Here is an 11,482-nt window from a genome sequence, read left to right as displayed (position 1 = left end):
CGCCCTGCGCAACGGCGTCGCGCTTCACGTCGCTCGGGTGCCACCCGGCGCGGGAGGGGCTCAGCTTTTAGGGCTGAGTACCAGGCTCGGCACCTTGGCGGGGTCGACGCTGTGGTCGACGCGCAGCTTGTAGGCGGGGTCGAGCTTCTTCACCCGGGCGGACAGCAGGGCCACGACCCAGGGGTACTGCTTGGCTTCGCGCACTTGCAGGCGCACGCCGCAATCGAAGGCGACCACGTCGGCGGCGACGGCGTCGAGCAGGCTGCGCAGGCGCTCGTTGTCATCGTTGTCGAGCATCGGCAGGGCCACCTGGTTGGCCACGCGGCGCACGGGTTTGGCGGGCTCGGCCTTGGCGGCGGGCTGGATGGCGACCAGCTTCGCCGCCTCGGCGGCCTGGCGCTCGAGGGCGAGGCGCTGCTGGCGGGCCTGCTCGGCGGCGCGGGCGGCGTCCTTGGCGGCGGCCTGCTCGCTGGCGGTGCGGGCCTGTTCGGCACGGTCCAGCTCGCTGGCGCGGGCCTGGGCGATGGCGCCGTCGAGGCCGGTGGTCAGCGCCGGTGCCTGGGGCATCAGGCTGCGGGCGTGGCTGAGGGCTGTGGTGGCGGTGTCCAGGTCACCCTGCTGCAGCGCGGCCTGGCCCTTCTTCAGCCAGGCTTCGGTGAGCTGGCGCTGGTACTGCTCCAGGCGGGTGTCGCCGGTGGCGCGTTGCTGGAGATCCTTGAGCTGGGTTTCGGCGTCGGCCAGTTGGCCGTTGTTCAGGCTCAGGTCGAGCTGGCGGAAGCGGGTGACCAGGTCGTCGGTGGGCAGGCTGGCCACCTGCGGTTTGCTCTGGCACGCGGCTAACAGCAGGGAAATCGCGATAACGGGAAGGTATCGGGTTGCGAACTGCATCATTCCTGCAAGTCTCGTGTTGCTCAAAAAACGCGCAATTCTACACTGCGCGACCGGGCAGGACAAAAGTCGAGGTCACTTTTTTGCCATCTGCGTGCTATCAGACCAGGCGGCCTGCGCGCCGTTCGCCGTTCGTCCTGTATTTCTGCGGCGGCTTCCCTACCATGGTGAACGACAACAATTACAAGCGCTGGCGAGGTCCCCATGCAGCCTGACAACAGCCCTCACGACTACCTGATCGTCGGTGCCGGCCCCGCCGGTTGCCTGCTGGCCAACCGGCTTTCGGCCGACGGGCGGCACCGGGTTCTACTGCTGGAAGCCGGGGGACGCGACAACCATCCCTGGATCCACATCCCCGTGGGCTACCTCTATTGCATCGGCAATCCGCGCACCGACTGGTGCTACCGCACCGAGGCCGAGCCGGGCCTCAATGGCCGCGCGCTGGGCTACCCGCGTGGAAGGGTGCTGGGCGGCAGTTCGTCGATCAACGGGATGATCTACATGCGCGGCCAGGCGGCGGACTACGACCACTGGGCCGCCCTGGGCAACCCGGGCTGGGGCTGGGATGACGTGCTGCCGCTGTTCAAGCATTGCGAGGACCACCACGGCGGCGCCTCGGAGCACCACGGCGCCGGCGGAGAATGGCGGGTGGAGCGCCAGCGCCTGTCGTGGGACCTGCTGGACGCCTTCCGCGCGGCGGCGGGCGAAACCGGCATCGCCCCGGTGGAGGACTTCAACACCGGCGACAACGAAGGCTGCGGCTACTTCCAGGTCAACCAGCGCGCCGGGGTGCGCTGGAATGCGTCCAAGGCCTACCTGCGCCCGGCGCGGCAACGACCCAACCTCACCGTGCTCACCGGCGTCGAGGCCGAGCGGGTGCTGCTGGAGGATGGCCGCGCGCGGGGCGTGCTGGCCCGCTGGCAGGGCCAGGCCCGCGAATTCCGCGCGCGCGAGGTGATCCTCAGTGCCGGGGCCATCGGTTCGCCCACCCTGCTGCAGCGCTCGGGAATCGGCCCGCGGCCCTTGCTGGAGGGGCTGGGCATCGGCGTGCGCCACGCGCTGCCGGGTGTCGGCGGCAACCTGCAGGACCATCTGCAGTTGCGGCTGATCTTCAAGGTCAGCGGCGTGCCCACCCTCAACCAGTTGGCCGGCAGCCTCTGGGGCAAGGCCGGCATGGGCCTGCGCTATTTGCTCAGCCGCAGCGGGCCGCTGGCCATGGCGCCGAGCCAGCTGGGCGCCTTCGCCCGCAGCGGCCCGGAGCAGGACAGGGCCAACCTCGAATACCACGTGCAGCCCTTGTCGCTGGAGCGTTTCGGCGAGCCGCTGCATGCCTTCCCGGCCTTCACCGCCTCGGTGTGCAACCTGCGCCCGGCCAGCCGGGGGCGCGTGGACATCCGCGCCGCCGAGGCCAGTGCCGCACCGCTGATCCAGCCCAACTACCTGAGCGAGGAGGAAGACCTGCGCGTGGCCGCCGACGCCATCCGCCTGACTCGGCGCATCGCCGCCGCGCCGGCCCTGGCGCGCTACCGTCCCGAGGAATACCTGCCGGGTGCGGCATTGCAGAGCGAGGAGGAGCTGCGCCGGGCGGCGGGCGACATCGGCACCACCATCTTCCACCCGGTGGGCACCTGCCGCATGGGCGCCGACCGCGAGGCGGTGGTCGATGCGCGCTTGCGGGTGCACGGGGTGCCGGGGCTGCGGGTGGTGGACGCGTCGATCATGCCGACCATCGTTTCCGGCAACACCTGCTCGCCGACCCTGATGATCGCCGAGAAGGCGGCGCGGATGATCCTGGAAGATGCCGCCACGGGCCCCCTGAAGGCGGCCGTGGCGCAGGCGGTGAGCGGCTAGGCGCGCTTGGGCAGGGCGAAGCTGAGGAGGAACAGCGCCGCCGCCGAGACGACAATGGAGGGGCCGGCGGGGGTGTCCTTGAACCAGGACAGCGCCAGGCCGGCGCACACCGCCACCAGGCCTAGCAGGCTGGCACCGGCGGCCATCTGCTCCGGGGTGCGCGCGTGGCGCTGGGCGGCGGCGGCGGGAATGATCAGCAGCGAGGTGATCAGCAGCACGCCGACGATCTTCATGGCGACGGCGATGACCACGGCTATCAGCAGCATCAGCGCCAGGCGGATGGCCGCCACGGGTAGGCCTTCCACCCGCGCCAGCTCCTCGTGCACGGTGATGGCCAGCAGCGGCCGCCACAGCGGGATGAGGATCAGCATCACCAGGGCGCTGCCGCCGAGGATCCAGGCGAGGTCGGTGGGGCTCACCGCCAGCAGGTCGCCGAACAGGTAGCCCATCAGGTCGATGCGCACTTCGCTCATGAAGCTCAGGGCCACGAGGCCCAGGGACAGGGTGCTGTGGGCGAGGATGCCCAGCAGGGTGTCCGAGGCCAGCGGCTGGCGCTGCTGCAGGGTGACCAGCAGCACGGCCAGCAGCACGCAGCCGACGGTCACCGCCAGGGTCGGGCTGACGTCGAGCATCAGGCCCAGGGCGACGCCCAGCAGGGCGGCGTGGGACAGGGTGTCGCCGAAGTAGGCCATGCGCCGCCAGACCACGAAGGAGCCGAGCGGGCCCGCCACCAGGGCCAGGGCGAGGCCGGCGAGAAGCGCGTTGACGAGGAAATCAGCCATGGTTGCAGTCGGGGCCGTGCGTGTGGACGGGCGTGAAGCGGGTGCCCTCGGGGAAGGTGGGGGTGGCCACGACCTCGCCGTGCAGGTCGTGGGCGTGATCGTGGTGGTGGTGATAGACGGCGAGGCTCTTGGCGTCCTGGCCGAACAGCTCGACGAAGGCCGGGTCGAAGCTGACCTGCTCGGGGTGGCCGGAGCAGCACACGTGGCGGTTCAGGCAGACCACCTGGTCGGTGGTACTCATCACCAGGTGCAGGTCGTGGGAGACCATCAGCACGCCGCAGCCGAGGCGGTCGCGCAGGCGGGTGATGAGGCGGTAGAGCTCGGCCTGGCCGGCGACGTCGACGCCCTGCACGGGCTCGTCGAGCACCAGCAGTTCGGGCTGGCGCAGCAGCGCGCGGGCCAGCAGCACCCGTTGCAGCTCGCCGCCGGAAACGCTCTGCAGCGGGCTGTCGATGACATGGGTGGCGCCCACTTCCTTGAGCGCGGCCAGGGCGGCGTCGCGGTCCACCCCCGGCACCAGGCGCAGGAAACGCAGTACGGAAAGCGGCAGGGTGGCGTCCACCTGGAGCTTCTGCGGCATGTAGCCGATGCGCAGGCGCGGCTTGCGCCAGACGCTGCCGCGCTCGGGCTTGAGCAGGCCGAGCACGGTGCGCACCAGGGTGGTCTTGCCGGCGCCGTTGGGGCCGATCAGGGTGACGATCTCGCCCGGCTTCAGGCTCAGTCCGACGTCCTGCAGCACCGCCTGGCCGGCGAAGCTGACGCCGACGCCGTCGAGGCGGATCAGCGCATCGCTCATGCCGCCTCCCGGCAGGTGGCGCAGAGGCCGACGATCTCCACGGTTTGCCCTTCCACGGCGAAGCCGACGGCCTGGGCGCTGGCGACTATGGCGTCGCTGATGGTCGGCTGTTCCAGCTCGATGGCGGTCTGGCATTCGCGGCAGATGAGGAACTGGCCCTGGTGGGCCTCGCCCGGGTGGTTGCAGCCGACGAAGGCGTTGAGGGAAGCGATGCGGTGCACCAGGCCGTTTTCCAGGAGGAAATCCAGCGCCCGATAGACGGTGGGCGGCGCGGCGCGGCGACCGTCTTCCTCGGTGAGCACGCCGAGGATGTCGTAGGCGCCCAGCGGCTTGTGGCTGGCCCAGACCAGCTCCAGCACGCGCTTGCGCAAGGTGGTCAGGCGCAGGCCGTCGCGAGCGCAGAGCACCTCGGCTTCGGCCAGGGCATCACGCACGCAATGGGAGTGGTCGTGGGGCAGGCAGGCCAGGGGGGCTTTGGTCTTGATGGGCTTGAGCATGGGCGGCGACGTCCGGGCAAAGAGACGTTATTCTATTACGCTTTCGAGCCGGAGTCTTTTCCCGTGTCGCGTCTGTTCGTTCTCATCGTCCTTGCCTGCCTGGCCATCCCGGCCCAGGCCGAAGTGCGCCTGCTGGCCAGCATCAAGCCGCTGCAACTGATCGCCGCCGCGGTGCAGGACGGCGTCGGCGAACCCGAGGTGCTGCTGCCTCCGGGCGCCTCGCCGCACCAGTACGCGCTGCGCCCCTCCGACGTGCGGCGGGTGCGCGAGGTGGACCTGCTGTACTGGGTCGGCCCGGACCTGGAAGGCTTCCTCCCCCGCGTGCTCGAAGGGCGCGGCAAGCCGGCGGTGGCGGTGCAATCCCTGCCCGGCATGACCCTGCGCCACTTCGAGGCCGTCGGCCATGACGAGCACGAGGCCGAGGACGAACACGAGCATGACCACGATCACCGCCCCGGCTCACTCGACGCCCACCTCTGGCTGCTGCCGGCCAACGCCCGGGTGATCGCCGCGCGCATGGCCGCCGACCTGGCCGTCGCCGACCCGGCCAACGCCGCCCGCTACCAGGCCAACCTCAAGGCCTTCGGCGAGCGCCTGGACCAGCTCGATGCGCGCCTCAAGGCACGGATGGCCGCCGTCGCCGGCAAGCCGTTCTTCGTCTTCCACGAGGCCTTCGACTACTTCGAAGCCGCCTACGGCCTGCGCCACGCCGGGGTCTTCAGCGTCGCCGCCGAGGTGCAGCCCGGTGCCCGCCACGTCGCCGTCATGCGCGCGCGTCTGCAGCAGGCCGGGCCCAGCTGCGTGTTCAACGAGCCGCCGGTGCGCCCGCGCTTGGCCGAGACCCTGACCGCCGGCCTGCCGGTGCGCCTGGCCGAACTGGATGCCCTGGGCATGCAGGCGCCGCTGGACGCGGGAGGCTACGAGGCGCTGCTGGAGAGCCTCGGCACCGGCCTGGCGGGCTGCCTGGAAAAGCTCTGAAGGATCGGACGGAACGCCCGGCGGGGAGGCGTTCCGAGGACTAAGGTGTCACCGAGGGTTTTGCGGCGGTGACACAAGATGTTGATGTGCGTCATCGATCTGGCACTACATGTTGATAGGGTGAGCCCCTTCCAAAGGTTCATCCAGGCGACAGGAGGTTCCGGCGAATGGCCAAGACAGGCACCACGATCCAGGCGCGCGAGGGCATCGCCCTGCAGGCCGCGTCCGAAGACATCTGGGACAGCAAGTACCGGCTCAAGCACAAGGACGGCACCCCGGTCGACGCCACGCTCGACCACACCTGGCAGCGGGTCGCCAAGGCCCTGGCCGAGGTCGAGACGAACGACCCCGGGCACTGGTACGAACGCTTCCTCTGGGCGCTGCGCAACGGCGCCATCCCCGCCGGGCGGATCATCTCCAACGCCGGCGCCCTGGGCCACAAGCCGGCCACTTCCACCATCAACTGCACGGTCTCCGGGATCATCCACGACTCCATGGACGACATCCTGGCCAAGGTCCACGAGGCCGGACTGACGTTGAAGGCCGGCTGCGGCATCGGCTACGAGTTCAGCACCCTGCGCCCACGTGGCGCCTACGTTTCCGGCGCCGGCGCGCATACCAGCGGGCCGCTGTCGTTCATGGATATCTACGACAAGATGTGCTTCACCGTGAGCTCCGCCGGTGGGCGCCGGGGCGCGCAGATGGGCACCTTCGACGTCAGCCACCCGGACGTGCGCGAGTTCATCCGTGCCAAGCGCGAGGATGGCCGCCTGCGCCAGTTCAACCTCAGCCTGCTGATCACCGACGGCTTCATGCAGGCGGTGGAGGCCGATGGCGACTGGCCCCTGGTGTTCCCCGTGCACGCCAAGGAGCTGGATGAGGTCGACCTGGGCGACCCCGAGCAGGTGGTCTGGCGTGAGTGGCCGGTGCACGAGGGCTACCAGGTGCGCGAGGACGCTCTGGTGGCCTGCCGCGTCTATGGCCGGCTCAAGGCTCGGCACCTGTGGGACATGATCATGGTCTCCACCTACGACTACGCCGAGCCGGGGTTCATCCTCATCGACCGGGTCAACGACCTGAACAACAACTGGTGGTGCGAGGCGATCCGCGCCACCAACCCCTGCGGCGAGCAGCCGCTGCCGCCCTACGGCTCCTGCCTGCTGGGCTCGATCAACCTGACCCGCTTCGTCGAGGCGCCCTTCAGCGAGGACGCGCGCTTCGACTGGGACCGCTTCCGCGAGGTGGTCGGGGTCTTCACCCGCATGCTCGACAACGTGGTGGAGATCAACGGCCTGCCGCTGGAACAGCAGCGCGAGGAGATCACCGACAAGCGCCGCCACGGCATGGGCTTCCTCGGCCTGGGGTCGGCACTGACCCTGCTGCGCCTGCGCTACGGCAGCCCGGAGGCCTGTGTGTTCACCGAGGAAGTGGCCCGTGAGATGGCCTTGGTGGGCTGGCAGCAGGCCCTGGAGCTGGCCCGGGAGAAAGGCCCCGCGCCGCTGCTGGCGAAGCGCTTCGCGGTGACCGCGGAGATGCTGCGCAAGCGCCCGGAGATGGCCGCGGACGGCCTCAAGGTGGGTGACGAGGTGCCGGGCAGCGTGCTGCATGCGCGCTACTCGCGCTACATGCAGCGCGTCGCCGAGTACGCGCCGGAACTGGTCGAGGAGCTGGCACGGGTCGGCGCGCGCTTCACCCACCACAGCTCCATCGCCCCCACCGGCACCATCAGCCTGAGCCTGGCCAACAACGCCTCCAACGGCATCGAGCCGAGCTTCGCCCACGCCTATTCACGCAACTTGATCCGCCCCGGGCGCAAGACCAAGGAGAAGATCGAGGTGTGCAGCTACGAGTTGCTGGCCTACCGCACCCTGGTCAACGCCCGCGCCGTGCCGGGGGCCGAGACGGCGGCGCAGAAGCTGCCGGACTACTTCGTCGCCGCCGACGACATCAGCCCGGCCGAGCATGTGGACATCCAGGCGGCGGCGCAGAAGTGGGTGGACTCGTCCATCTCCAAGACCGCCAACGTGCCCACCGACTACCCCTTCGAGGATTTCAAGGACATCTACCGCTACGCCTGGCGCCAGGGACTCAAGGGCTGCACCACCTTCCGCTTCAACCCGGCGGCCTTCCAGGGCGTGCTGGTGAAAGACGCGGACCTGGAGAAGACACGCTACCGCTTCGAACTGGAAGACGGCAGCGTGGTGGAGCTCAAGGGCAACGAGCAGGTGGAGTACGACGGTGAGTTGCACACCGCCGCCAACCTCTTCGACGCCTTGAAAGAAGGCTATTACGGCAAGTACTGATTCGCGGAGGCAGCGATGAGCGTGAAGATCAGCCAGAAGATCAAGGGCTTCAAGGTGGTCGACGTGGAAGCCGAGCGTGTGCGCCTGGCCGCCGAGGAAGCGGCCGCCGTGGTGCAGATGGACGAGACCCTGCAGCGCCCGGAAACCCTGGTGGGTGCCACCTACAAGATCAAGTCGCCGCTGTTCGAGCATGCCCTGTACGTGACCATCAACGATGTCGTGCTCAACCCCGGCACGGCCTACGAGCAGCGCCGGCCCTTCGAGATCTTCATCAACTCCAAGGGCATGGAGCACTTCCAGTGGATCGTCGCCCTAACCCGCATCATGTCGGCGGTGTTCCGCAAGGGCGGCGATTGCACCTTCCTGGTGGAGGAGCTGAAGGCGGTGTTCGACCCGCGCGGCGGCTACCTCAAGCGCGGCGGCATCTACATGCCCTCGCTGGTGGCGGAGATCGGCGCGGTGCTCGAACGCCACCTGATCGCCATCGGCCTGATGGAAGGCCAGCAACTGGGCGAGGAACAGAAGCTCTACCTCGCCGAGAAACGCGCCGCCTACGAAGCCAGCCTGGGGACCAGCACCGCCGAACCCGGCGAAGGCTTCCCGCCCGGCTCCCAGCTCTGCGGCAAGTGCAACACCCAGGCGGTGGTGCAGATGGACGGCTGTGCCACCTGCCTCAACTGCGGGCACTCGAAATGTGGGTGAGCCCGCTCAAAACGCATGCGTTTTGAAGGGCGAACGCCCGGCCAAGGATGGCCGGGCCGGGGTCGAACCGAGGCAGCGGAGTACCGACAGGGATGTCCACAGCGGGCTTCACCTTCACACGGACACGCATGCGTTGCGCCTGAGCGCATATTTCCTGGGCTGAAGCCCAGGCTACATCGAGTCTCAATCCGGGCTTCGGAGCCCACGTAGGGTGTGCTGCGCGCACCTGCGACGTTCCAGCCCATGCATCGTCTACCCCTGATAGCGAGGCCTGGGGTAGCTGCACCACATTCGGCAAACCGGCAACATGTCGCCTTTTCCAGGTTCAGGGAGAGCCCGAATGATCCGCTTCACCCTCTCGGATGTTGAACACGGCGCGCGCTATCGGCCCGTGCCGGCGGATACGGTCATGCGCGCGTTGCTCAACCGGCCGGTGGAGGCGCTGGACTGCATGGCCGCCGAGCTGCTGGAGGAGGACAACTGCAACGCTTTCGCCAAGGCCGCCTGCCGGGCCTTCTATGGGCACCACCCGCTGGTCATCCGCCCGGACGACATCTGGTTCTGCATCGCCCAGGGTTTCGCCAACCACATGGCGCTGCACGGCGAGCAGCTCCGGCCCGATCTGGTGAGCCACCAGGGCAAGAAGAAGCTCTCGGTGTTCTGCCCCGACTATCCCTTTGCCGACAAGAGCCGGTGGGTCGAGCTGTTCGGTGATTTCTCCCGGCAGATCGCCGGGGAGATCCCGCAGTTCTCCGACTTCATCGCCACGGCCTTCTCCACCACCGGCCCCATCGAGAGCGCCGCCTTCTCGCTGTGCTGGATGGATGCCTTCAGCGGCTATTTCGACTACGAGATGCTGGCCGGCTGCGGTATCCCCGAGATCGAGCTGCAGGGCAGCGAGGATGACTGGCAGCTGATCATCGAGCGCTTCACCGTACTGGAGGGCTACGGCCTCGGCGCCTGGGTCGCGAGCCTGAAGCCGGTGCTGGAAGCCATCGCCCGCACGGCTTCCGGCGAAGTCGACCGGGCCTTCTGGGAGTCCTTCTTCCGCTATCGCAGCGGTTCGGGCCCGTCGGAGCTGACCGGCTGGATCCTCACGCTGTTCCCCTACCTCACCGACCCCTGGACGGACGCGCTGCAGCCCAACCCCTACCTGGGGGATTGGCAGGTGCGCTTCGAGCGGGCGCGTGCAGCGGCGATCCCGGGTGACTGGCTGATGGCGGACCAGGCCCAGGGGCCGGGTCTGCAGGCGATACCCAAGAGCCTGGTGAGCGCGGTGCTGCTGATCGATGACCTGACGACCGGCACCAGGCGCGACGCGCGGCTGGTGGGCGGGCTGTTCGGCGTGGCCCAGCGCGACGCGGACGGCGCGCTGTACCCGGCGTTCGGCTGGGCGGTGGTGGAGGAGCCCGCCGCCTAGAGGGCGAAGGGCAGCGGCAGGTGCACGTCCTGGCGGTGGGCCAGGCGGCGCTGGAATTCGGCGGGGTCGTGGATCAGCACGTCCTGGCCGGCGAAGGCGTTGGCGGCGATCAGGCGCGACAGCCAGAAGCGCACGCAGGCGACGCGCAGCAGGGTCGGCCAGAGTTCCGCCTCGGCGGCGCTGAAGGGGCGCAGGGCGGCATAGGCGCCGAGCAGGGCGCGGGCGCGCTGGGCGTCCAGGCGGCCTTCGTCGTCGGAGCACCAGTCGTTCAGGCAGATCGCCAGGTCGTAGAGCATCGGCCCCGAGCAGGCGTTGTAGAAGTCGATCAGCCCGGCCAGGTGCGGGCCGTCGAACAGCACGTTGTCGCGGAACAGGTCGGCGTGCAGGTTGGCGCGGGGCAGGGCGAGGATGCGCGGCTTGAGCTCGGCGATTTCCTTCAGGGCGTCACGCAATAAAGGCAGCGCGGCGTCGTCCAGTTGCAGGGCGAGGGACGGGCCCTCTTCGATCATCCAGTCCAGGCCGCGGTCGCTCTTGCGCTCGATGGGGTGTTCGCGGGTGGCCAGGTGCAGGCGGGCCAGCAGTGCGCCGACCTCGCTGCAATGGTGCGCGTTGGGCTCGCGCACATGCTTGCCGGCGAGCCGGGGTTGCAGCAGCGCGGGCTTCTCCGCCAGCTCGCGCAGGGCCTGGCCGTCGGCGGTACGCAGGGCGTAGGGCACTGGCAGGCCGGCGTCGTGGAGCACGTCGAGCAGTTCGATGAAGAACGGCAGGTCGTGGCTGGGGCCGCGCTCCACCAGGGTCAGCACGTATTCACCCCGCTCCAGGCTGACGAAGAAGTTGCTGTTCTCCGAGCCTTCGGCGATGCCCTTGAAGTCCTTGAGGCGCCCCAGCCCGTAGGGGGCCAGGAAGGTTTCGAGTTCGGGGCGTTCGAGCGGGGTGAAAACGGACATTGGACTACCTTGTTACGGCCGGCACGACGGCCTTACCAGCTGAAGATTTCCCACTGCGGGATCAGCATGTCCGGGTTGTCCGACCGGATGAAGTTGCTGTCGCCGTCTGCGCGGACCAGGAAATAGGGCTTGCCACCCTTGGGGGTGACCTTGATGGCATAGAGGAAACCGTTGACGCGGTATTCCTGGATGGTCTTGTCGCCGTCCTGGCGGATGGTCACGTCGGGCTCGGCAGAGGGGGCGTCGTCGGCGGCGAATACGCCGGCCGGGGCGACGACCAGCAGGCTGGCAAGCAACAGGCGGTTGATGGCGCGCATG

General features: G+C 69.0%; 11 protein-coding genes. 5 read left to right on the top strand and 6 right to left on the bottom strand.

Annotated features, from left to right (window positions below; genetic code table 11):
* Positions 1–60 precede the first annotated feature (60 nt).
* Positions 61–813 (bottom strand): hypothetical protein, encoded by a 753-nt coding sequence (locus tag WFQ67_RS02165; protein WP_333781764.1) that lies wholly within the window; start codon positions 811–813, stop codon positions 61–63.
* Positions 814–1,092: 279 nt separating this feature from the next.
* On the opposite strand from WFQ67_RS02165, the gene WFQ67_RS02160 reads away from it, so the two are divergent.
* Positions 1,093–2,739, top strand: a complete 1,647-nt coding sequence (locus WFQ67_RS02160) for a GMC family oxidoreductase (protein ID WP_337056057.1) — start codon at positions 1,093–1,095, stop codon at positions 2,737–2,739.
* Here the strand turns inward: WFQ67_RS02160 and znuB are convergent.
* From znuB to WFQ67_RS02145, 3 genes are read right to left on the bottom strand one after another with little or no spacing between them, the layout of a single operon-like run.
* Positions 2,736–3,521 (bottom strand): zinc ABC transporter permease subunit ZnuB, encoded by a 786-nt coding sequence (znuB, locus tag WFQ67_RS02155; protein WP_021219858.1) that lies wholly within the window; start codon positions 3,519–3,521, stop codon positions 2,736–2,738. The two genes, WFQ67_RS02160 and znuB, sit on opposite strands and share 4 nt — an antisense overlap.
* Positions 3,514–4,317: a zinc ABC transporter ATP-binding protein ZnuC gene (gene znuC / locus WFQ67_RS02150; RefSeq protein ID WP_337056056.1), complete on the bottom strand. Its 804-nt coding sequence runs from the start codon at positions 4,315–4,317 to the stop codon at positions 3,514–3,516. The genes znuB and znuC overlap by 8 nt, the downstream gene beginning before the upstream one ends.
* Positions 4,314–4,814: a Fur family transcriptional regulator gene (locus WFQ67_RS02145; protein ID WP_173174775.1), complete on the bottom strand. Its 501-nt coding sequence runs from the start codon at positions 4,812–4,814 to the stop codon at positions 4,314–4,316. Before WFQ67_RS02145 ends, znuC begins: the two co-directional genes overlap by 4 nt.
* Before the next feature lie 63 nt (positions 4,815–4,877).
* Between WFQ67_RS02145 and WFQ67_RS02140 the strand changes: the two genes are divergently transcribed.
* The 4 genes from WFQ67_RS02140 (at position 4,878) to WFQ67_RS02125 (ending at position 10,217) form a co-directional block, all read left to right on the top strand.
* Positions 4,878–5,792, top strand: coding sequence for a zinc ABC transporter substrate-binding protein (locus WFQ67_RS02140; RefSeq protein ID WP_337056055.1), 915 nt, complete (start codon positions 4,878–4,880; stop codon positions 5,790–5,792).
* A gap of 167 nt (positions 5,793–5,959) precedes the next feature.
* Positions 5,960–8,095: an adenosylcobalamin-dependent ribonucleoside-diphosphate reductase gene (locus WFQ67_RS02135; protein ID WP_213627513.1), complete on the top strand. Its 2,136-nt coding sequence runs from the start codon at positions 5,960–5,962 to the stop codon at positions 8,093–8,095.
* A 15-nt stretch (positions 8,096–8,110) separates the two neighbouring features.
* Positions 8,111–8,797, top strand: coding sequence for a TSCPD domain-containing protein (locus WFQ67_RS02130; RefSeq protein WP_021219853.1), 687 nt, complete (start codon positions 8,111–8,113; stop codon positions 8,795–8,797).
* A 340-nt stretch (positions 8,798–9,137) separates the two neighbouring features.
* Positions 9,138–10,217: a DUF4419 domain-containing protein gene (locus WFQ67_RS02125; RefSeq protein WP_213627517.1), complete on the top strand. Its 1,080-nt coding sequence runs from the start codon at positions 9,138–9,140 to the stop codon at positions 10,215–10,217.
* Here the strand turns inward: WFQ67_RS02125 and WFQ67_RS02120 are convergent.
* Positions 10,214–11,164, bottom strand: coding sequence for a homoserine kinase (locus WFQ67_RS02120; RefSeq protein WP_213627519.1), 951 nt, complete (start codon positions 11,162–11,164; stop codon positions 10,214–10,216). The genes WFQ67_RS02125 and WFQ67_RS02120 overlap by 4 nt on opposite strands.
* Positions 11,165–11,196: 32 nt before the next feature.
* A complete protein-coding gene (locus WFQ67_RS02115; protein ID WP_111259321.1) occupies positions 11,197–11,481 on the bottom strand; it encodes a DUF2782 domain-containing protein in 285 nt (94 codons plus the stop codon).
* Position 11,482 lies beyond the last annotated feature (1 nt).

Origin of the sequence: Pseudomonas sp. USHLN015, assembly GCF_037153275.1 — a bacterium.
Lineage (GTDB): Bacteria > Pseudomonadota > Gammaproteobacteria > Pseudomonadales > Pseudomonadaceae > Metapseudomonas > Metapseudomonas tohonis.
Note: the sequence above shows the minus strand (reverse complement) of the source record. Positions and strands in the feature narration are given on the sequence as shown.